The organism is Rhizobium sp. 11_C7_N12_5 (genome assembly GCF_051811145.1).
Taxonomy (GTDB): domain Bacteria; phylum Pseudomonadota; class Alphaproteobacteria; order Rhizobiales; family Rhizobiaceae; genus Rhizobium; species Rhizobium lusitanum.
Window position 1 is genome coordinate 1,001,471 of the sequence record NZ_JBPWPY010000001.1, and the last position, 21,088, is coordinate 1,022,558.

Here is a 21,088-nt window from a genome sequence, read left to right on the forward strand (position 1 = left end):
GTATGAGATGGCGGATAAGGGTGGCAGCGGTGCAGCGATTGCGCCAGTTGGCGAGGCGCCGGAATTCGTGCATCTCCGGGTTCATTCCGCCTATTCCCTGCTTGAGGGCGCGCTGCCGCTCAAGAAGATACTGGCCAAGGCCATCGGCGACAATCAGCCGGCTATTGCCATCACCGATACTAACAATCTCTTCGTCGCCCTGGAGTTCTCCCAGAAGGCGATGGAGGAGGGGCTGCAGCCGATCATCGGCTGCCAGGTATCGATCGACATGGAGGATGGCGGCGAAGGCGAAAAGCGCGGGCCGCAACAGGCCCTTGCCAAGCTGCCCTCCATCGTCCTGCTCGCCGCCACGGAGCGGGGCTATGAGCGTCTTGTCGATCTGATCAGTCGTGCCTACCTCGGCGGCGAGGGCAATCATGCCGTTCACATCACCGCCTCGTGGCTGGAGGAGATCGGCACCGAGGGCATGATCGCGCTTACCGGCTCGCTCGGCGGGCCGGTCGATATAGCGCTGAAAGAGGGGCATGCGCCACAGGCGCTATCCCGGCTGCTGACGCTGAAGCGGCTGTTCGGCGACAGGCTGTATGTCGAACTGCAGCGCCACGGCACCTATGATCGCCGTCACGAACAAAAGATGCTCGCACTCGCCTATGAGCATGCGCTTCCGCTGGTTGCCACCAACGAGGCTTTTTTCCCCACCCGCGACGATTACGATGCCCACGACGCCCTTATGGCGGTCGCTCACAATGCCATCGTCTCGGACGATACGCGTTTCCGCCTGACGCCTGATCACTATCTGAAGAGCCGTGCCGATATGGCGAAGCTGTTCTCCAATCTGCCAGAGGCGCTGGAGAATACCGTCGAGATTGCTCGGCGCTGCTCCTTCGTTCTGCAAACGCGCAAGCCGATCCTGCCACGCTTCACCGGCGCCGCCGATGATGAGGAAGAGGCCGATCGCGCCGAATCGGCGGAGTTGCGCGCTCAGGCGGTCGAGGGTCTTGATCAGCGTCTCGCTTCGCTCGGCATGGCGCCGGGCTATGTGGAAAAGGACTATCGGGAGCGGCTGGAATTCGAGCTCGGCGTTATCGAGGGTATGAAATTCCCCGGCTACTTCCTGATCGTTGCCGACTTCATCAAATGGGCCAAGCGGCATGATATTCCCGTCGGGCCGGGCCGTGGTTCGGGCGCAGGCTCGCTGGTCGCCTATGCGCTGACGATCACCGACGTCGATCCACTGCGCTTCTCGCTGCTGTTCGAGCGCTTCCTCAATCCATCACGCGTCTCGATGCCGGACTTCGATATCGACTTCTGCCAGGATCGGCGCGAAGAGGTGATCCGCTACGTGCAGGCCAAGTATGGCCGCGAGCAGGTGGCGCAGATCATCACCTTCGGTTCGCTGCAGGCGCGCGCCGCCCTTCGCGACGTCGGCCGCGTGCTGGAGATGCCCTACGGCCAGGTCGACAAGATCTGCAAACTGGTGCCGAACAATCCTGCCAATCCGACACCGCTCAGCAAGGCGATCGAGGAAGAGCCGCGCCTGCAGGAGGAGGCTGACAAGGAACCGGTCGTCGCCCGCCTGCTCGATATCGCCCAGAAGATCGAAGGACTTTACCGTCACGCCTCGACACATGCCGCCGGCATCGTCATCGGCGACCGGCCGCTCTCCAAGCTAGTGCCGATGTATCGCGATCCGCGCTCCGACATGCCGGTCACCCAGTTCAATATGAAATGGGTCGAGCAGGCCGGCCTGGTGAAGTTCGACTTCCTCGGCTTGAAGACGCTGACGGTCCTGAAGACAGCCGTCGATTTCGTCGCCAAGCGCGGCATCGCGATCGATCTTGCCAGCATCCCACTCGAGGATAAGCCGACCTACGACATGCTCTCGCGTGGCGAAACGGTCGGCGTGTTCCAGGTGGAAAGTGCGGGCATGCGCAAGGCTCTCATCGGCATGCGCCCGGACTGCATCGAGGACATTATCGCGCTGGTGGCGCTCTATCGCCCCGGCCCGATGGAGAATATCCCGGTCTACAATGCCCGCAAGCACGGTGAGGAAGAGATCGAATCGATCCATCCGAAGATCGACTACCTTCTGAAGGAGACGCAGGGCGTCATCGTCTACCAGGAACAGGTGATGCAGGTCGCCCAGGTGCTGTCGGGCTATTCGCTCGGCGAGGCCGATCTTCTGCGCCGCGCCATGGGTAAGAAGATCAAGGCGGAGATGGACCAGCAGCGTGAGCGTTTCGTCGATGGCGCCGTCAAGAACGAGGTGTCGAAGGGGCAGGCGGACGTCATCTTCGATCTCTTGGCCAAGTTCGCCAATTACGGCTTCAACAAGTCCCACGCCGCCGCCTACGCCATCGTCTCCTATCAGACCGCCTATATGAAGGCGCATTATCCGGTGGAGTTCCTGGCGGCGTCGATGACGCTGGATATGGCCAACACTGACAAGGTCAACGACTTTCGTCAGGATGCCAAGCGCCTGGGCATCGAGGTCATCGCGCCCTCGGTCCAGACCTCCTTCCGCCATTTCGAGACCGGCGAAAACCGCATCTATTATGCACTGGCCGCCATCAAGGGCGTCGGCGAATCCGCCGTGCAGCACATTGTCGAGGTGCGCGGCGATCAGCCATTTGCCAGCATCGAGGATTTCTGCCTGCGCATCGATCCGAAGCAGATCAACCGTCGCGTTTTGGAAAGCCTGATTTCCGCCGGCGCCTTCGATTGTTTCGAGCTCGACCGCGCGCAGCTGATCGGCGGGATCGATCGGATCATGGGTTATGCGCAAGTGGCGCAGGAAAACAAGCGCAGCGGTCAGCACGACATGTTCGGAAGCGCTGCGTCCGGGCCTGAGAAGATCGCATTGCCGCCTTATACGCCGTGGCTTGCCTCGGAGCGCCTGCTGCGCGAATTTCAGGTGCTCGGCTTCTATCTGACCGCCCATCCGCTCGATACCTACAAGAGCGTGCTCGACAAGATGCGCGTGCAGAACTTCGCCGATTTTTCCGCTGCGGTGAAGCAGGGGGCGAGTAACGGTCGCCTCGCCGGCACGGTGATCTCGAAGCAGGAACGCAAGACGCGCACCGGCAATAAAATGGGCATCTTCGTCTTCTCGGATGCGTCAGGCCAGTTCGAAGCCGTGCTCTTCTCGGAAACGCTCAATCAATATCGCGACGTGCTTGAAGTCGGCAAATCCTTCGTCATCACCGCCCAGGCGGACGAGCGCCCGGAAGGCATCAGCCTGCGTCTGCAGACGGCGCAGTCGCTGGAAGAAAAGTCGCTGCAGATGCAGAAGGCGCTACGCGTCTATGTCCGCGATTCCGGGCCGCTGAAAGCGGTTGCGGCCCATCTCAACACCAAGGGCGATGGCCTCGTCTCCTTCATCGTCATCAAGGAGGAAGGCATGCGCGAGGTCGAGGTGGCGCTGCCGGAAAAATACCGCATCACGCCGGAAATCGCCGCCGCATTGAGAACGGCGCCCGGCGTCATCGATGTCGAACTGGTCTAGCCTCTTTTACCGAGCGCGCCGCCATTGGTGATGGTGATGAAATCGGTCTCGTTGCCGGTTTCCGGGCCGACGCCGGTATCGGAAATCGTCAGCGACGAACCCGGTGTCAGCAGGTCCTCGATGCGGTGGCGCACCTCGTCGGGAATGCTGATACGGCCAAGCGCCTGTCCGGCGGCATCGAGCGATTGTGCCTGCGCCTCGCTGGTGATGCCGAGCCGCTTCTTCGCCTCCCTGGTAAGATCGTCGTCAAGGGTCATGCCAAACCAGTCGGCCTTGCCGCTGATGCGGTCGATCGTATTGGCGGTGAAGAAATGCACGCCAAGCGCCTCTTGCGGCTCGGCGATGATGGCGGGCGCCTCAAAGAGCGGCTTGAAGCTCTGGCGAATCATGATCGCGCCGTTCGGCGGCTCGCCCTTGCCGGCTGCGGCATAGACAGCCTTCATGAGTGCCGGACTGACAAGTCCGCCCGTCGTCTTGATGTCATGTGCCTTTCTGAAGTCTTCGATCGCCTGCACGGTCGCCGGCCCGAGCATGCCGTCCGGCGTACCGGCCGCAAAGCCCATGCCGTTCAACAGGCCCTGAAGATCGCGAACATTCTCGCGCAATCCGCGCCGGGTGATCAGGATACTGAGTGGCGACTGATCGACGGGCGGAGCGAGACTTGCTTGCGCCGCCGGGATCTGGATCGAGGCGACGTCGTTCGTGGCGACCTGCAGCGGCTGTGCCTGCGGCAGGAAGCTTGCCGTCATGGGACGCAATTCGATGCCTGAGAACAGAGCCGGAGGCGGAGCAGCTTGCGGCTGGAACAGCATGCTACTTTCGAAAGGCTGCGGCACCAGCGGCCGGTCGGCGATGACGACATGCACCCCGCGCTCGGTCATCTGGTAGAGCATCTTGGCAAAGGCCTTGGGCATGCGCACGCAGCCGTGAGAGGCCGGATAGTTCGGAACCGAGTTGGATTCGTGCAGCGCAATGCCTGACCAGGTCAGCCTTTGCATGTAGGGCATGGGCGCGGCCGAATAGAGATTGGACTCGTGATAGACCTTCTTCTCCAGGATGGAGAAGATACCGCTCGGTGTCGTATGGCCAGGCTTGCCGGTCGAAACCTTCGATGTCGCCACGACCTGGTCACCGTCATAGACGGCAAGCGATTGCCTGTCCTTCGACACGACGATCTGCAGGGTGCGCGCATCCGACGCGGCAAAGGAAGGATGGGAAAGGGCAGAGGCTGAGAGCAGCCCAAGCCCAAGCAACAAAAACGGCTTCATAGACACACAAACCAAAAACGCAATACTCGTATCGGCTAAGGTTAGACGTCTAAGTTTAAGGAAGACTTGCTGAAAAGAAGCGCTTTATCGGGTCGCCGAAAACCAGATGCTTCCTTGTTATGTTGATCATCTGCCGTAGCGCCGAAGCGGGGCAATCGGCCCTGCTTCGGCGGCAATCGGTTGGCAGAGAGTGGAAGCGTCAGCGCACGCTGGACGCCACCCAGTTATGCCATTCCTCCGCGCTGCCGTGGAAAGCGTTGAGGTCGATCCTGCCGTCGACGCCATGCGAGACGCCGGAGCCGGAATATTGCCAGAACAGCCAGTTGCGACCGGGATAGACCTTGGAGGGATGGGCAGCGACGGAGCGCAGCCAGAAGGGATAGTTGAGCAATTCGCCGCGCAGGTTGTCGCGATAGAAATCCGGAGCCGTATAGACGATCGGGCGCTGGCCGTAGTGTTTTTCCAGCTTGTCCATGAAGACCTGCATCTTCGCCAGGACTTGTTCGCGCGACGGCCGCCGCTTGCAGCTCGATTCGCCGTTCCATTCCACGTCGATCACCGGCGGCAGGGCTCCTGCTTCTCTCGGAACGTTGCGGATGAACCAGTCGGCCTGCTCGCCGGCGGTACGGCACCAATAGAAGAAGTGGTAGGCACCGTGCTTCAGGCCAGCTTGTTGAGCGGCACGCCAGTTCTTCTTGAACATCGGATCGAGGTGGTCGCCACCATCGGTCGCTTTGATGTAGACGAAATTGGCACCCTGGGTGCGCAACGTTTCCCAGTCGATGTCGCCCTGCCAGCGCGAGACGTCGACGCCATGCACGGCCAGTTTCCTTGGCGACGTTGTGCCGAAGTTGATCGGCTTGGCATCGCGGAACTGATGGGAATAGATCTGCATCGGCTGCTGCCGCATGGCGCGGGGCATCGGGTTTGCCGGCGAAAGCATGGCGAGCGGCCGTTGCAGCGGCAGCGGAACCTCATCTCCACCCTGGTTTGACGGCAGGAACGCCTCCGGCCGAGGATCCGCCGGCAGCGAGGTCACCAGCGCTTGCTGCCGCTCAACCCGCGAGACCGTCTCGCCGATTTCGACCGACGGCGTAGGAGTTTGGCTCTTTGCGATCGAGCTGGTCATTTCTTTCGAAGGCGCGCTGGTCTGCGCGGCTTCGCGCTCGCCTCTGGCGGCGCAGCCCGAGATCGTAAGGGAGGCAAGAAGGATGGTCGATACAGCCGATAGACGCATAGGAACCCGTACGCAAAACACAATCGACGGCGGATCCGCGCCGTTCGGAAATCACAGAGACTAAGTGCTAATAGAAATTTACCAAAAAAGATTGAATCAGATCTTTCTAACGCGAAGATTCGCGCGGGGAGCGCGGTCATCCGCCGGCGCGCAAGAGTATCACTGCATGGTGACTATATCGTAAGGCTTTGTTATCTCTCGCGTTTACCGCCAAAAGTGTAACCTGTCTCGACCGTCTTGTTGCCGAACTTTTCTCTGAGCTTGTCCATCGCCGCCTCGGCAGCGGCGCGGCGTGTTGCCTGTTCGTCGATCAGATCGGGTGGATCGGCGCGGGCCGCATCGCAAAGATCGGTGACGCCTATACCGATGAGGCGGAACTTCGTGCCATCGGTCTCGGCTTCAAGCAGGCGCAGGCCGGTGCGGAAAATTCGATCGGCAAGCTGCGTCGGATCCTCCAGGCGGCGATTGCGGGTCCGGCCCTTGAAGTCGGCAGTTTTCAGCTTCAGCACCACGGTCTGGCCGGCAATGTCGCTGCGCTTCAGCCGGCGCGAGACCTTCTCCGAAAGATCGCGCAGGATCGGCACCAGATCGTCATGGCGGGAGATGTCCTCGAAGAAGGTCGTTTCCGACGATACGCTCTTTGCCGCTTCGTTCGGATGCACCGTGCGGTCGTCGATGCCGCGCGACAGGCGGGAAAGCCGCTGGCCGATGACCCCGTAGCGGCGCATGAGATCGCCTTCCTCCATGGTCTGCAGCTGGCCTATGGTGCGGATGCCGTCGCTTTCCAGCGTTGCGGCAAAGGCTTTGCCCACGCCCCATATCGTCGTTACCGGGCGCGGCTCCAGAAATGAGAGTGCCTCTTCCTGGCCGATGACGGAAAAGCCGCGCGGCTTCTGCAGGTCGGAGGCGACCTTGGCGAGGAACTTGCAGTAGGAGAGGCCGACCGAGATGGTGATACCGATTTCCTGCTCCACGCGCCGGGCGAATTTCGCCAGGATGCGGGCCGGCGGATCGTGGTGAAGCCGCTGCGTGCCATCGAGTTCCAGAAAGGCCTCGTCGATCGAAAGCGGCTGCACCAACGGCGTCAGTTCCTGCATCAGCGTGCGAACCTCGCGGCCGACGCGAACATATTTCTCCATGTTCGGGCGGATGACGACGGCCTGAGGACACGCCTCCAAGGCTTTGAACATCGGCATGGCAGACCGCACGCCATGAATGCGGGCGATGTAGCAGGCAGTGGAGACGACGCCACGCTTGCCGCCGCCGATAATGACCGGCTTGTCGGCGAGTTCCGGATTGTCGCGCTTCTCGATCGATGCATAGAAGGCGTCGCAATCGATGTGCGCCAGGGTCAGCGCATAGAGTTCGCGGTGATAGACGAGGCGAGGACTGCCGCAGGCCCGGCAGCGCGTCCGCACGGCCGATTGCTCGCTCAAGCAATCGCGACAGAAACCGGAAATCTTATCGGGCGCAGGGGTCATCAAGCGAGAACAAAAATTGAACATCGCTACCTTATGTTCTAAGCTTGCGAGTCTCAAGGTGGAAAACAGCGTAGGGGGAAGGGGTGCAGGATTTAAGTGTGCGACCATTGACGCCGGATCGCTGGGACGATTTCGAGACACTCTTCGGGCCGAGCGGCGCCTGCTATGGCTGCTGGTGCACCCATTTTCGCATTCCGACGTCACAGCGCAAGACGATGGACGGGGCGGCGAAGAAGCGGTTCATTGAGGAGCGCGTTGCGGCCGGACCGCCGCCGGGTCTTCTCGGCTATGTCGGCGAGCGCCCGGTTGCCTGGGTGCAGGTGGGTCCGCGCTCGGAGTTGCCGCAATGGAATTCTCCAAAAACGGTGTCACGGCCGCTCGATCCAGCCGATGCCGAGGATCGCTCGGTCTGGGCTGTGAGCTGCTTCTTCATGAATTCACATGATCGCGGCAAAGGATACAGCCATCGCATGCTGTCGGAGGCGGTGAATTTCGCCAAGGCTTCAGGCGCGCGCCTGCTCGAGGGCTGTCCCATCGAACGCACGAAGCAATCGAAGTCGGTCGGCCTCTATGTCGGCTCGCAGCGCATATTCGAGACGGCCGGATTTTCCGAGATCGCGAAGCGCAAGGATGGGCGGCCTCTGATGCGCCTTGTTCTCTGATGGTGGGGCCGGCGGTCTCAGCGGACGATATGGGCCTGGATCAGCGGTGCTGCCTGGCTCCATTCGTTTGCCGCGAGGATGCCCGCCGCAGCGGCGGGCGCCATGCGATGGACGATGGAATCCGGCTTCAGGTTGATCAGGAGGCAATCCGGAACATGCTCGCCGACCGAATGCAGATTGTGCGCCATGTCGTCGACGAAGGCGACCGGCAGCGTGCGCCTTCCATGCAGCGACCGCACGATCGGCCCTTTCGGCTGCAGCGATGCGAGCAGCGGATAGGCGAGGCCGAGCCTGTCGAGAAGCCGGCGTCGCTGAGCCCAGAATTGCGGCGGCATGGCCGTGAGAAAAACGATGTCGGCGTCTTTCGAAAAATCGCCGAGGGTATCGGTGACGCGATCAAGCGGCGTCTGCCATTGCTCCTGCGCCTCGAAGAACGCTTCGATCAACCTATGAACGTCCTTTTCTTCCAGCACCGCTCCATCGGCCTTGGAGATGATGTTGCCCGTAAGCCTGAAGGAACGCGGCAGGAATTCATGGCCTTCAGCATCGATGAAGAGCAGGAAAGGCGCAAAGAAATGCAAAACGACATCATCGACATCGCAGACGATCAACGGCCGGTCCTTGAGGCGGATATGCGATGTGTCGAATTGGAGCGGGGCATCCATGGTCAATATTCTCCGGAGGCAAGGCCGGGCGGCGAGAAATGTGCCGACGCGGCCGCGACGGTTTCCGGCGGAATGCCGCTGGCCTCGCAGAAAGCCAGCAATGTCGGCTCGTGGTTCATCAGAAAGTCGAGCATGCCCGCAAGAAAGGCCGGCTCGTTGATGGCGTTGCGCACCTGCGCCGGCTCGACGCCGGTGAGCGCCAGGAAGCGGCTGAACATATCCGGTTCGTTGGCCAGCCAGCCGAGCACGGCAATCGCTGTCTCTTGCGGCTCTGCCGCGCTGTTCTTCGGGTTCTTGAAGTTACTTTGCATTTCGACGGGTGAGTTACCTATTTTTCAACCAAATGCCGGTAGTATCCGATTCAAGTATTTCTGGAATCGATTTCTCACGACCCTATATTTTGAGAGAATAGATGCAATACCGGATGCAGGGACAGCTTTCCATGCCTAAGCAAGTGATGATTGTAGAAGACAATGAGCTGAATATGAAGCTCTTTCGCGATCTGATCGAGGCGTCCGGCTACACCACGATCCAGACCCGAAACGGCATGGAAGCGCTTGATCTCGCTCGCAAACATCGCCCGGACCTGATCCTCATGGATATCCAGCTTCCGGAAGTTTCCGGGCTGGAAGTGACCAAGTGGCTGAAGGAGGACGATGATCTGCACGTCATTCCGGTGATCGCGGTCACGGCCTTTGCCATGAAGGGCGACGAAGAGCGCATTCGCCAGGGCGGATGCGAAGCCTACGTCTCGAAGCCGATTTCCGTCCCGAAATTTATTGAAACCATCAAGACTTATTTGGGCGACGCCTGAGCGTGGGGAAAAGCTGATGACCGCGCGCATCCTGGTGGTTGACGATATTCCAGCGAATGTGAAGCTTCTCGAGGCGCGGCTGCTGGCCGAGTATTTCGAGGTGCTGACGGCGGAGGATGGAGCGAGAGCTCTTGCCATCTGCGCGGGCGCCCAGGTCGATCTCATCCTTCTCGATATCATGATGCCGGGCATGGACGGGTTCGAAGTGTGCGAGCGCCTGAAGTCCGATCCGCGCACCGCGCATATCCCCGTGATCATGGTCACGGCGCTGGATCAGCCCGCCGATCGCGTGCGTGGCCTGAAAGCCGGAGCCGACGATTTCCTGACCAAGCCGGTCAACGACCTGCAGCTCATTTCGCGCGTCAAGAGCCTGCTTCGTTTGAAGACGCTCAGCGACGAGCTGCGTATGCGCAACGAGACCGCCCGCAATTTCGGTATCGAAGACCTGCTGCGGGTCGGCGATGGCCGCGCTGACGAAACCGGCCATGTGCTTCTGGTCGACGGCCGCGCCAACTCGCAGGAGCGCATCATCCGCGCGCTCAAGCCGATTGCCCAGGTCATGGCGATGTCCGATCCGCAGGCCGCCCTATTCGAGGCAGCGGAACGGCCGTTCGAGCTCGTCATCGTGAATTCGAATTTCGACGACTATGATCCGCTGCGGCTTTGCTCGCAGCTTCGCTCGCTGGAGCGTACGCGCTTCCTGCCTGTCTTGCTGGTGACCGAGCAGGGCGCGGACGAGATGATCGTCCGTGCGCTCGATCTGGGTGTCAACGATTACATCGTCCGACCCATCGATCCGAACGAATTGGTGGCCCGTTGCCTGACGCAGATACGCCGCAAGCGTTACAACGACCGTCTGCGGGCCAGTGTGCAGCACACCATCGAGCTTGCCGTCACCGACGCGCTCACCGGCCTGAACAACAGGCGCTATCTCGACAATCATCTGAAGATCCTTTTCGACCGCTCCTTGGCGCGCGGACGGCCGCTCTCTGTTCTGATCACCGATATCGACCGGTTCAAGCACGTCAATGACACCCATGGTCATGACGCCGGCGATGAAGTGCTCAAGGAGTTCGCCGCCCGCATCCGGTCCACCGTGCGCGGTGCCGATCTGGCTTGCCGCTATGGCGGCGAGGAATTCGTCGTCGTCATGCCCGATACGCCTGCCGAAGTGGCCGCTGCCGTCGCGGAGCGATTGCGCGCGTCGGTAGAAAATATGCCCGTCAAACTGCGCGAAGGCGGCGTTGCTCTTAACATTACGGCCTCCTTCGGCATCTCGTGCCGTTTGGAAACAGTCGAAACGCCGGAGCAATTGATGAAGCAGGCCGATCTTGCGCTTTATGAAGCGAAAAGGGCAGGGCGCAATCGGGTTGTTGCTTCAGCGGCCTGATCTAGAACAGATCAGTCGGAATAAGGCCCTCCCATGAATATTGAGGGGCATTCGCAAGTTTTGAACAATGATTAAGATTTTGTAATCTTTGCATCGCTGCGGTATGTCGCCGGGATTTTCTCAAAGGATAATTTCGGCGTTTTCATTTTTTATTTGGCTAGATACTTGAGTTTATAGATTATTTTAGAGATTTTATAATTACTATTCGATATGTTCACGTTTAGTCTGTGGTTTTAGTTAGAAAAAAATGCAGAAAAACTGTGGATTAATCGAGGATAATTAACGTGTTCAAATGTTCTTAAATATCTGTATTCGGAATTTGTTGCATCTGCGAATGCCATCTCTTCCCTCTTCAGATGTGTTCGCTTTTGAATTGTGAATTTCGCAGAAGATTCATTCAGAAGAAATCGGGAATTTTAACCATCCAACCAGAGAACAATTTTTTATCATTAAGAATTTGTTGATTTTCTTTCGATTTCGCGCAAATTTAGTCTCGTACACAGACAGCCCGTATGGGTTCGAGATACCCCATGATGCTCAGGTCCGCCGCATCTCCTGGGTCGTGGGGTCGGTCGGCTGGCATGCAATATAAGCGGTTCCTCGTGCCGTTTTGCAGGCTAGCCGACCCCCAACTCAAAACGCCGTTCTTCGTTTTTCGAAGGCGGCGTTTTTTCTTTGTCGACGAATACAAGGGATCTATATTTTAGCTCTTCTTGCCTTAGGAAGCACAGTCAAGCTCGGCGCCAGGAGAACGTCATTGAAAACAAAAAGGCGCTAACCTCTCGGTTGCGCCTTTTGTAACCAGAAGTTTAGGGAAATTACTTGATCTTCGTTTCCTTGAACTCGACGTGCTTCTTAGCAACCGGGTCGTACTTCGTCTTCGTCATCTTGTCCGTCATCGTACGGCTGTTCTTCGTCGTGACGTAGAAGAAACCGGTGTCGGCCGTCGACAGCAGCTTGATCTTGATAGTGGTAGCCTTGGCCATAGTCGTCCTGCCTTTAATAAAAATGAACGCCGTGGACGGCCAGTGCGGAGGTCCACGGCGAATTCTGGCGCGAAACTACAAATCGCGCCCGAAAAGTCAACCCCTGTTGCCCATGAAAAGCAATCGTATCCCCGAAAGCAGGACATAAAGGCCGAAGAAAAAGGCAACGGCCCAGGCAAAGCCGCTGGGGTTGACCAAATCCATCGCCGTGCCGATCGTCGGCGGCCCGAGAACCATGCCGATGGCATAACAGAAAACGAAGGCCGCATTGGCGGCCGCGAGATCCGCTCCGGTCAGGCGCGTGCCCAGATGGCTGAGGCCAACCGTGTACATGCCGGAGACGCAGCCGCCCCAGAAGAGCAGAATGACCGCGAGAATGATCCAGTTCGAGGACAGAGACGGCAGCAGCAGCGCGCCCACCAAGCCGATGGTGGCCATGATCGAGAGCAGTGGCCGCTTGTCGCGCATGCGGTCGGCAAGCAGCCCCAGGGGGATCTGGAAAACGAAATTACCGACGCCCATCACGGTCAAGAGCAGCGCGGCCTGTGATTCGTTGAAGCCGAGGCGCGTGGCATAGCTGGTGAACAAGGAGCCGCCGCCGACGGTGACGGCGCCGAACACGAACACTGCGGCGGTCGCCGTCGGTACCAGGAAGATGTAGCGGACGAAATGCAGCTCGGGCTTTTCGTCGACATCCGGGCTTTCGTTGCGCGCGATGAAGATCGGAATGGCGGCTGCCAGGATGATGCAGGCGCCGATGGCGAAGGGCATGAGCCCTTCGCTGCCGACAAGCGAGAACAGCAGGGGGCCGGCGGCAAAGCCGAGGGAGAAGACCGTGGAATAGAGGCCGAGCACGAAACCGCGCTTGGAAGGCGGCGAAGCCGCATTGATCCAGAATTCCGACAGGATGAACAGAGTCGTCGTCGACCCGTGGAACAGGATACGCAGCGGAAACCACAGAAGCAGGTTTTCCGCGTAGTAGAAGCCCAGCGAGCTCAGCGCGGAGAGCATGACCGCCCAGATCATCGTCTGCACGACGCCGAAGCGATGGGCGAGTTTTGTCGTGATGACCGCGGCGAGCATCGACGCCACCCCCATCATCGCGGTGTTGACCCCGATGAGGCTTGAGGGGACGCCGCGCTTTTCCAGAATGATACTGAGAAGCGGCAGGCCCAACCCGATGGCTATGCCCACGGCGGATACGGACGCGATAGCTGCGACGAGCGAGGGCCAGTGAATTTCTTCGACATGGCCGGTCTTGCCGTTCGTCGGTTCAAGCATAAACGGATCCTTGCAGCGCGTGGCGGGCGAATCGATCGGCACGTGGGATATAGAAAGGCACGGCACGGCCAAATTCAGGTAACGAGTCGGCTTTCATGAGATCGGTCATATCCCCCGGGATGGTCCTTTCGACGCCCGGCATGTTCAGACAAGAAACGCTGTCCATGTCAAGCCGTTGCCGGCAAACCAGCTCCGCTGAATCCCGAATATACGACGAATCGATATTGGCCGTGACCAAAGGGCGTAACGGCGCAAGGTGAGTTCCGCCTGCCGCGCGGGCGAGCGACTTGGGCTGGCATATGGCTTTCACGACCGGCTGTTTCCCTGATCCCAGTCGTCCGGGCTGTCGTCGTGGCCACCGAAGCCATGCATGCGGAGCGCCCATTGCAGGCCGATGACCCCGCCTTTGATGGGCTGTATGATCGCAAGCGCCGCGATCACCGTGATCGGTGCCCAGATCGCGAGGTGGACCCACATCGGCAGATTGAAGGCCATGTCCGTCAGCATGTAGCCGCCGACGACGATATGGCCGAGAACCAGGATCACCAGATAGGGCGGCAGATCGTCGGCGCGTTGATGGAAAATCTCCTCGTCGCACACAGCGCAACGATCGACCGGCTTCAGGAAGGCACCGAAGAGTTTGCCGGTGCCGCAGCGGGGACAGCGGTTCAGCATGCCACGGGTAATCGATCGCCCGAGCGGGCGCTCGCTTTCGTCTGCGCCACCATAGCGCATGGTGGGATCGGATGGGCTGCCCGTCATGAATGCTCTTCCTTCCTGGCGGCAACCGTCCCTTACCGGCGGCCGCGCGGTGGTCTCGTGCCCGGCGCTTTGCGCGCCTGATTTTGATTGCGGCGGGTCGCCTTATGGAAAGAGCGTACCGCCGTCGGCATCGACCGTCCGTCGCTCAGCATTTCGAAGCGCAGCGCGCCCGCAAGCGGCACGGCCTCCACCAGCCGTACGCTCACCTCGTCGCCAAGGCGATAACCGAGCCCCGTCTTCTCGCCTGTCAGCGCCTGATGCGCCTCGTCATAGATGAAGTAATCGGTGCCGAGCGTAGATATAGGGATGAAACCGTCGGCGCCATAGTCCGGCAGGGTGACAAAAAGTCCCGACTTGGTGACGCCGCCGACGCGCGCCTCGAATTCCGCGCCCACACGCCCGGCGAGATGATGGGCGATCAGCCGGTCGACGGTCTCGCGTTCCGCCGCCATGGCGCGGCGCTCGAATGTCGAGATTTCCGCGGCGATGTCGTCGAGGGCAGCTTCCTCATCCGACGTGATTCCACCTTCGCCGAGGCCAAGCGAGCCGACGAGCGCGCGATGTACGATCAGATCCGCGTAGCGGCGGATGGGAGACGTGAAATGGGCGTATTTCATCAGGTTCAGGCCGAAATGCCCGATATTATCAGGGCTGTAGATCGCCTGGCTCTGCGAGCGCAGCACCATCTCGTTGACCATGGTCTGATGCGGCGTCCCATCGGCTTTCGCCAGAATGCCGTTGAAGCTGTTGGCCCGGACATTGCCGCCCTTGGGCAGCGATATGCCGAGTGTCGCCAGGAATTCGCGCAGCACTTCCTGCTTGGCGAGCGTTGGGCCGTCATGGATGCGAAAGATAAGTCCCTGTTTCTTCTTCTCCAGCGTCTCGGCCGCAGCCACGTTCGCCTGGATCATCATTTCTTCGATGAGCTTGTGCGCATCGAGGCGCGGCGGCACGACGACGCGATCGACGGTGCCGTCGGGCTTCAGCAGGATCTTGCGCTCCGGCATATCCAGTTCGAGCGGCTGGCGCCGCTCGCGGCCCTTCTTCAGGATTTCATACGCGTGCCAGAGAGGTCTAAGGATCGGCTCCAGCATCGGCCCGGTCTTGTCGTCGGCTTGGCCGTCGATCGCCGCCTGCGCCTGCTGGTAGGAAAGCTTGGCGGCACTCTTCATCATGATGCGATGGAAGGTGTGTCCAGCCTTGCGGCCTTCTCTGGAGAAGATCATCCGGACGGCGAGGGCAGGGCGATCGACGCCTTCCTTGAGCGAGCAGAGATCGTTGGAAATGCGCTCTGGAAGCATCGGCACGACACGGTCGGGGAAATAGACCGAATTGCCGCGCTTCAGCGCCTCGCGATCAAGCGGGGAATTGGGGCGCACATACCAGGAAACGTCGGCAATGGCGACCGTGACGATAATGCCGTCGGGATTGTCAGGCGAGGGGTCCATTTCGGCGTAGACGGCATCGTCGTGGTCCTTCGCGTCGGCCGGATCGATGGTGATCAGCGGCAGGCTGCGCCAGTCCTCGCGATGCGACATGCTCGCCGGCTTGGCTGCATCCGCCTCCGCGATCACGGCGGCTGGGAATACGTGCGGAATGCCGTGCGCGTGGATGGCGATCATCGAGATCGCCTTTTCCGAGGCGACGGAGCCGACGACCGACAGTACCTTGGCGCGCGGCAGGCCGAAACGGCCGAGGCGGGCCACTTCGACTTCGACCAGATCGCCGTCCTTGGCTTCGCCGGTATAGTCCGGATCGATTACCATTTCCTCGCCGCGCCGTTCGATCGGCATCAGCCGGCCGCCGCCACCTGGCGTCTCGCGGAAGACGCCCATGGACGCGCCCCTCCGCTTGTCGATGACCTTGATGATGCGCGCGGTATAGGCCGGACCGCCACGATCCACCGCCGAGAAGATCTTGGCAAGGATGCGGTCGCCCATGCCGGCGACGGGCGCCTTGCCCTTGCCGTTGCGGCCGGCGGGCGAGGAGGATTGCTTGATCATCACGGCCGGCGCCACGCCGTTTTCCTCGGCCCACTCAGCGGGGCGGCCGATCAATCCGCCATCCTTGTCGCGCGTGGTGATATCAAGAACGGCGATCGGCGGCAGAGCGCCGGGGCGGATGAGCGACTTGCGGCTCTTCTGCACCATGCCGTCTTCTTCGAGCTCGCGCAGGAGATTCTTCAGCTCGACACGGCTCTCACCCTTCAATCCGAAGGCCTTGGCGAGTTCGCGCTTCGAAGCCTGCTGCGGATGCTCGGCGATGAAGCGCAGGATGATTTCGCGCGGCGGCAACGTGCCGTGAACGATCGCCATCATCGGCTCGGCGTCGCCGCTTGCCTTACCGGCGCGGCCGGGCTTGCCGGAACGTCGTTCCGACGATGAAATCCTGCCGCGTGGTTCTCTGCTCACTCTGCGCTCTTCTTTTTCGCTGCCGTCTTGGCCGCAGGCTTCTTTGCAGCTGCTTTCGGCTTGGCGGTCGTTTTCGTCACTTTTGCGCCGGCGGCCGCAGTCTTTGCCTTGGCGGGCGCCCTCTTCGTCGTGCCGCCGCCCTTGCCGGTCTTTGCAACGATCAGAGCCAGGGCTTCCTCGACTGTGATCGCCTGCGGGTCCGTGCCTTTCGGCAGGGTAGCGTTGACTTTGCCCCAGTTGACATAGGGGCCGTATTTCCCGTCACGAACGGTAATCGAGCCGCCGCCGTCCGGATGCGCGCCGAGATCCTTCAATGCAGCCGGCGTACCACCGCGTGCTCCGCCACCTGCCTTGCTCTGCTTTTCGGCAAGGACTGTCACGGCGCGGTTCAGGCCGACGGTGAAGACATCCTCGACGGTTTCGAGGTTGGCATAGCTGCCGTCATGCAGCAGGAACGGCCCGTAACGGCCGATGCCGGACGAGATCATCTTGCCGCTTTCAGGATGTTTGCCGATATCGCGCGGCAACGAGATCAACGCCATCGCTTTCTCGTAATCGATATCCTCGGGCTTCCAGCCCTTCGGTAGCGAGGCGCGCTTGGCATCCTTGCCATCGCCGCGCTGGATATAGGGTCCGAAGCGACCGGAACGCAGCGTCAGCTCTTCGCCGGTGACCGGATCCGCGCCGAGTGCCTTCGGCTCGTTCAGACCGGTGGATTCGGCTTCGGCGCCGCCTTCCGAGGAGAGCTGGCGCGTATAGTTGCATTCCGGATAGTTCGAGCAGCCGACGAAGGCGCCGTATTTGCCGAGCTTCAGCGACAGGTTGCCCGTGCCGCACACCTGGCAGATGCGCGGATCGCTGCCATCCTCGCGCTTCGGGAAGACGAGCGGCGCCAGCGCCTCGTTCAGCGCGTCGAGCACATTGGTGACGCGCAGCTCCTTCGTGTCCTCGATCTGGGCGAAGAAATCGCGCCAGAAATCGCGCAATACGTCCTTCCAGTTCAATTCGCCAGCGGAGATGCGATCGAGCTTTTCTTCCAGATCGGCAGTGAAGTCGTATTCGACGTATTTGGTGAAGAAGCTTTCGAGGAAGGCGGTCACCAGCCGGCCCTTGGCCTGCGGCACCAGCTTTCGCTTGTCGATCGTCACATAGTCACGGTCGCGCAGCGTCGCCAGCGTCGCCGCATAGGTCGACGGGCGGCCGATGCCGAGCTCTTCCATCTTCTTGATGAGCGAAGCTTCCGAATAGCGCGGCGGCGGTTCCGTGAAGTGCTGCGTCGAATTGATCTTCTGCTTGGCGAGGTTTTCGCGCGCATTGATCTCGGGCAGACGGCCATCTTCGTCGTCGGCATCGTCGCTCTGCTCGCCGTCTTCCTTCTGGTCGGTGTAGGCGGCAATGAAACCGTCAAAGCGGATCACGGAGCCGACGGCGCGCAGGCCGGCCTTCTCGCCGGCATTGTCGGCGAGAATCTCGACGGTGGTGCGCTCGATCTCGGCGGAGGCCATCTGGCTGGCGATGCCGCGCTTCCACACGAGGTCATAGAGTCTCAGCTGGTCGGCATCGAGGAATTTGCGGACGCGGTCCGGTGTGCGATCGAAATCCGTCGGGCGGATCGCTTCGTGTGCTTCCTGGGCGTTCTTCGCCTTGGTCGAGTAGAAGCGCGCCTTTTCCGGCAGGTAGCGGTTGCCGAATTGATCGGCGATCGCCGCGCGTGCCGCATCGATCGCTTCCGGCGCCATCTGCACGCCGTCCGTACGCATATAGGTAATGAGACCGACGGTCTCACCGCCGATGTCGACACCTTCATAGAGCTTCTGTGCGACCTGCATGGTGCGCGAAGCGGAGAAGCCGAGTTTGGAGGAAGCGGCCTGCTGCAGGGTGGAAGTGGTAAACGGCGGGCTCGGATTGCGCTTGACGGGCTTTGCCTCGACGCTGTCGACGACATAGGCGGCGCCTTCCAGCAACGCCTTCAGCTTGCCGGCCTCTTCGCCGTTGCCAATCGCGCGCGGCTGCAGGCGTTTGCCGTCGGCGGACACGAGGCGAGCCTCAAATTCGTCGCCGCGCGGCGTCTTCAGGATGGCCGAAAGGTTCCAGTATTCTTCCGAAATGAAGCGCTCGATTTCGGATTCACGGTCGCAGACGAGGCGAAGCGCGACAGACTGCACACGGCCGGCCGAGCGGGCGCCGGGCAGCTTGCGCCACAGAACCGGCGACAGATTGAAGCCGACGAGATAATCGAGGGCGCGGCGGGCGAGATAGGCGTCGACCAGCGGCACGTCGATGTCGCGCGGGTCGGCCATCGCGTCGAGCACGGCCTTCTTGGTGATGGCGTTGAAGACGACGCGCTTCACGGGCTTGCCGTTGATCACACGCTTCTTGTTGAGCAGGTCGAGCACATGCCAGGAAATCGCTTCGCCTTCGCGATCCGGGTCGGTCGCTAGAAACAGGCCGTCGGCGGATTTCACCGCGTCAGCGATGTCCTTCATGCGCTTTTGCGAAGCGCCATCGACTTCCCAGAGCATTTCGAAGTCCTGGTCCGGCAGCACCGAACCGTCTTTGGCGGGCAGGTCACGCACATGGCCGAAGGAGGCAAGAACCTTATATCCGGGTCCCAGATATTTGTTGATTGTCTTAGCCTTGGCAGGCGATTCTACCACTACAACGTTCATCATTAAGTCTCTGAATAGGAGGTCGTGCCGAAACAAGGCACGGGAGAAGCCGAGTTTTTTCGTCTCCCCGGCCCTCCGACATGGACAGGGAAATCGTCGCGGTCAAGAGGCGATGTCAATTTTTGCGCCTGGCGCGACGATGCGATGCTTAGAATTGGTATGCGCGTCACAGTTTTCAATCCAGCATGGAGAGCGACACGAGCCCGCCGGGATGGCGATGCAGCCGGCCGGCCATATCGAGCTCGAGAAGAACGGAATGGATCGAGGATATCGGCAGGCCTGTATGCCTGACGATGTCGTCGATCTCGACCGGTGTCGGCCCGAGCGCATCGACGATGTGATCGCGTTCAGCATCAGCGGGCGGTGCGGAGAACGGTTTGCTCCGTTCGACTGGCGCTTCGGAAGGGCGAGGGCGGAAGAGATCGGGCTCAGCCAGCGGCCGCAGAGCATCGACGATATCGTTCGGCGTGGTCACGATCATCGCGCCGTCCTTCAGCAGGCCGTTGGTGCCTTCGCAGCGCGGATCGAGCGGCGAGCCGGGAACGGCAAAGACCAGCCGGCCGAATTCGCCGGCAAGGCGCGCGGTGATGAGCGAGCCGGAGCGGGTCGCCGCCTCGATGACGACGACGCCGAGCGAGATGCCCGATATCAACCGGTTGCGGCGCGGGAAGTCGCGAGCCCGCGGCTCCCATCCGAACGGCATTTCGCTGACTGCAAGCCCGTTGCCGTCCCATATGTCGTTGAGCAGGCCGATATTCTCAGGCGGGTAGGGCTGATCCAGCCCGCCGGCCATGGCGGCGATCGTGCCGGTCTCGAGGCTGGCGCGATGGGCTGCCGTATCGATGCCGCGGGCAAGCCCGGAGATGACAACGTATCCGGCCTCGCCGCAGGTGCGGGCGATCATTGCGGTGAACTTGGCCCCGCTGATCGAGGCATTGCGCGAGCCGACGATGCCGATTGCCGGACGGGTTGCCGTCGGGACATTGCCTTTGACCGCAAGAAGCGGTGGCGCGCCATCGATCTCGCGGAGCGCGGGCGGATAATCCGGCTCGCCGATGCCGACGAAGCGCGCACCGAACCGATGCATCGCTTCCAGTTCCCGCAGAGCGTCGCGCTCGTCGGCAATGCGGATCGCCCGCGTCGAGCCGCCGCGCTGGGAAAGCTCCGGTAGCATGGCAAGCGCCGCCTCTGCCGAGCCGTAGTGATTGATGAGATGGCGAAAGGTGGATGGACCGACATTGTCGGAGCGGATAAGCCTGAGCCAGGCGATCCTTTGTTTTTCGGTCAGCGCAACTCCGGTCCGTCTTGCGCTGCCTGTATCCATTACCCCTTCGCTCCGATCTTGCCTTCCGTTCCGGCCGCCAGCCGGGCGATGTTGGCTCTGTGTTTGTACCAGGAGATGACCGTCATCAGCGCCATGGCGCCGGCGATCTTGTCGACGCCCAATATCCACAATACAACCGGGATGGCAAGGGTTGCAACCAGCGCGGAGAGTGACGAGTAACGGGTGGTGAAGGCGATGGCGAGCCAGACGATCGCGAAAATCAAGGCCATCAGCGGAGCCAGACCGAGCAGGATGCCCAGATAGGTCGCAACGCCCTTGCCGCCCTTGAAGCCGATCCAGACCGGGAAGATATGACCGATGAAGGCCGCGAAACCGGCGAGCACCGCGGCGTCATTGCCGAAGAAATGCGCGACGATCAACACGGCGACGGTGGCCTTGAAGGCGTCGAGCAGCAGGGTGGCGGCCGCAAGCCCCTTGTTGCCGGTGCGCAGCACATTGGTTGCGCCGATATTGCCCGAGCCGATCTTGCGGACGTCACCGAGGCCTGCCATGCGCGTCAGCAAGAGGCCGAACGGGATGGAGCCGAGCAGGTAGCCGATGACGAGGGCTGCCAGCGCTGTCTCCGGGGTAAGCTGCCAAGTCCAGAAATCCGCCATCACGTCTTGTTCTCCG

At 60.9% G+C, this 21,088-nt stretch carries 16 protein-coding genes; 4 read left to right on the forward strand and 12 right to left on the reverse strand.

Features of this window, described 5'->3' with window-relative positions; translation table 11 throughout:
• Window positions 1-7: 7 nt before the first annotated feature.
• A complete protein-coding gene (dnaE, locus tag AB8B29_RS04860) occupies window positions 8-3,505 on the forward strand; it encodes a DNA polymerase III subunit alpha (RefSeq protein ID WP_037194442.1) in 3,498 nt (1,165 codons plus the stop codon).
• Here dnaE and AB8B29_RS04865 read toward each other — a convergent pair.
• From AB8B29_RS04865 to AB8B29_RS04875, 3 genes are all read right to left on the reverse strand, one after another.
• Entirely contained in the window at window positions 3,502-4,773 is a 1,272-nt protein-coding gene (locus tag AB8B29_RS04865; RefSeq protein WP_037194277.1) for a L,D-transpeptidase family protein, read from the reverse strand. The two genes, dnaE and AB8B29_RS04865, sit on opposite strands and share 4 nt — an antisense overlap.
• 199 nt (window positions 4,774-4,972) lie before the next feature.
• Window positions 4,973-6,010: a glycoside hydrolase family 25 protein gene (locus AB8B29_RS04870; protein WP_037194278.1), complete on the reverse strand. Its 1,038-nt coding sequence runs from the start codon at window positions 6,008-6,010 to the stop codon at window positions 4,973-4,975.
• 191 nt (window positions 6,011-6,201) lie between these two features.
• Complete coding sequence (locus tag AB8B29_RS04875; protein ID WP_037194444.1) at window positions 6,202-7,491, reverse strand: DNA polymerase IV; 1,290 nt, start codon at window positions 7,489-7,491, stop codon at window positions 6,202-6,204.
• Between the two features lie 83 nt (window positions 7,492-7,574).
• On the opposite strand from AB8B29_RS04875, the gene AB8B29_RS04880 reads away from it, so the two are divergent.
• Window positions 7,575-8,153 (forward strand): hypothetical protein, encoded by a 579-nt coding sequence (locus AB8B29_RS04880; protein ID WP_037194279.1) that lies wholly within the window; start codon window positions 7,575-7,577, stop codon window positions 8,151-8,153.
• Between the two features lie 17 nt (window positions 8,154-8,170).
• Here the strand turns inward: AB8B29_RS04880 and AB8B29_RS04885 are convergent, their stop codons facing one another.
• On the reverse strand, window positions 8,171-8,818 hold the full coding sequence (locus tag AB8B29_RS04885; RefSeq protein ID WP_037194280.1) for a hypothetical protein: 648 nt from the start codon (window positions 8,816-8,818) through the stop codon (window positions 8,171-8,173).
• Between the two features lie 2 nt (window positions 8,819-8,820).
• A complete protein-coding gene (locus AB8B29_RS04890; RefSeq protein WP_037194282.1) occupies window positions 8,821-9,129 on the reverse strand; it encodes a DUF3572 domain-containing protein in 309 nt (102 codons plus the stop codon).
• Window positions 9,130-9,260: 131 nt separating this feature from the next.
• Between AB8B29_RS04890 and AB8B29_RS04895 the strand changes: the two genes are divergently transcribed.
• A complete protein-coding gene (locus AB8B29_RS04895) occupies window positions 9,261-9,632 on the forward strand; it encodes a response regulator (protein WP_028754034.1) in 372 nt (123 codons plus the stop codon).
• A gap of 16 nt (window positions 9,633-9,648) precedes the next feature.
• Window positions 9,649-11,022 (forward strand): PleD family two-component system response regulator, encoded by a 1,374-nt coding sequence (locus AB8B29_RS04900; RefSeq protein WP_037194283.1) that lies wholly within the window; start codon window positions 9,649-9,651, stop codon window positions 11,020-11,022.
• Window positions 11,023-11,840: 818 nt separating this feature from the next.
• Here the strand turns inward: AB8B29_RS04900 and rpmG are convergent.
• The 7 genes from rpmG to plsY form a co-directional block, all read right to left on the reverse strand.
• Entirely contained in the window at window positions 11,841-12,008 is a 168-nt protein-coding gene (rpmG, locus tag AB8B29_RS04905; RefSeq protein ID WP_003547442.1) for a 50S ribosomal protein L33, read from the reverse strand.
• 96 nt (window positions 12,009-12,104) lie between these two features.
• Entirely contained in the window at window positions 12,105-13,289 is a 1,185-nt protein-coding gene (locus AB8B29_RS04910) for an MFS transporter (protein ID WP_037194284.1), read from the reverse strand.
• 306 nt (window positions 13,290-13,595) lie between these two features.
• Window positions 13,596-14,051 carry a DUF983 domain-containing protein gene (locus tag AB8B29_RS04915; protein ID WP_037194286.1) on the reverse strand — a complete coding sequence of 152 codons (456 nt, stop codon included), beginning with the start codon at window positions 14,049-14,051 and terminating at the stop codon, window positions 13,596-13,598.
• Between the two features lie 32 nt (window positions 14,052-14,083).
• Window positions 14,084-16,462 carry a ribonuclease R gene (gene rnr / locus AB8B29_RS04920; RefSeq protein ID WP_037194288.1) on the reverse strand — a complete coding sequence of 793 codons (2,379 nt, stop codon included), beginning with the start codon at window positions 16,460-16,462 and terminating at the stop codon, window positions 14,084-14,086.
• The gene (topA, locus tag AB8B29_RS04925; protein WP_037194447.1) at window positions 16,459-19,131 is read right to left on the reverse strand and encodes a type I DNA topoisomerase; all 2,673 of its coding nucleotides are present in this window, start codon (window positions 19,129-19,131) and stop codon (window positions 16,459-16,461) included. Before topA ends, rnr begins: the two co-directional genes overlap by 4 nt.
• A 175-nt stretch (window positions 19,132-19,306) precedes the next feature.
• Window positions 19,307-20,455, reverse strand: a complete 1,149-nt coding sequence (dprA, locus tag AB8B29_RS04930) for a DNA-processing protein DprA (RefSeq protein WP_037194290.1) — start codon at window positions 20,453-20,455, stop codon at window positions 19,307-19,309.
• On the reverse strand, window positions 20,455-21,072 hold the full coding sequence (gene plsY, locus AB8B29_RS04935; protein WP_037194292.1) for a glycerol-3-phosphate 1-O-acyltransferase PlsY: 618 nt from the start codon (window positions 21,070-21,072) through the stop codon (window positions 20,455-20,457). Before plsY ends, dprA begins: the two co-directional genes overlap by 1 nt.
• Window positions 21,073-21,088 lie beyond the last annotated feature (16 nt).

Bases quoted from the DNA above. Each gene is read 5' to 3' on its own strand.
- dnaE (WP_037194442.1), top strand. From the start codon at position 8: ATGGCGGATAAGGGTGGCAGCGGTGCAGCGATTGCGCCAGTTGGCGAG.
- AB8B29_RS04865 (WP_037194277.1), bottom strand. From the start codon at position 4,773: ATGAAGCCGTTTTTGTTGCTTGGGCTTGGGCTGCTCTCAGCCTCTGCC.
- AB8B29_RS04870 (WP_037194278.1), bottom strand. From the start codon at position 6,010: ATGCGTCTATCGGCTGTATCGACCATCCTTCTTGCCTCCCTTACGATC.
- AB8B29_RS04875 (WP_037194444.1), bottom strand. From the start codon at position 7,491: ATGACCCCTGCGCCCGATAAGATTTCCGGTTTCTGTCGCGATTGCTTG.
- AB8B29_RS04885 (WP_037194280.1), bottom strand. From the start codon at position 8,818: ATGGATGCCCCGCTCCAATTCGACACATCGCATATCCGCCTCAAGGAC.
- AB8B29_RS04890 (WP_037194282.1), bottom strand. From the start codon at position 9,129: ATGCAAAGTAACTTCAAGAACCCGAAGAACAGCGCGGCAGAGCCGCAA.
- AB8B29_RS04895 (WP_028754034.1), top strand. From the start codon at position 9,261: ATGCCTAAGCAAGTGATGATTGTAGAAGACAATGAGCTGAATATGAAG.
- AB8B29_RS04900 (WP_037194283.1), top strand. From the start codon at position 9,649: ATGACCGCGCGCATCCTGGTGGTTGACGATATTCCAGCGAATGTGAAG.
- rpmG (WP_003547442.1), bottom strand. From the start codon at position 12,008: ATGGCCAAGGCTACCACTATCAAGATCAAGCTGCTGTCGACGGCCGAC.
- AB8B29_RS04910 (WP_037194284.1), bottom strand. From the start codon at position 13,289: ATGCTTGAACCGACGAACGGCAAGACCGGCCATGTCGAAGAAATTCAC.
- AB8B29_RS04915 (WP_037194286.1), bottom strand. From the start codon at position 14,051: ATGACGGGCAGCCCATCCGATCCCACCATGCGCTATGGTGGCGCAGAC.
- topA (WP_037194447.1), bottom strand. From the start codon at position 19,131: ATGAACGTTGTAGTGGTAGAATCGCCTGCCAAGGCTAAGACAATCAAC.
- dprA (WP_037194290.1), bottom strand. From the start codon at position 20,455: ATGGATACAGGCAGCGCAAGACGGACCGGAGTTGCGCTGACCGAAAAA.
- plsY (WP_037194292.1), bottom strand. From the start codon at position 21,072: ATGGCGGATTTCTGGACTTGGCAGCTTACCCCGGAGACAGCGCTGGCA.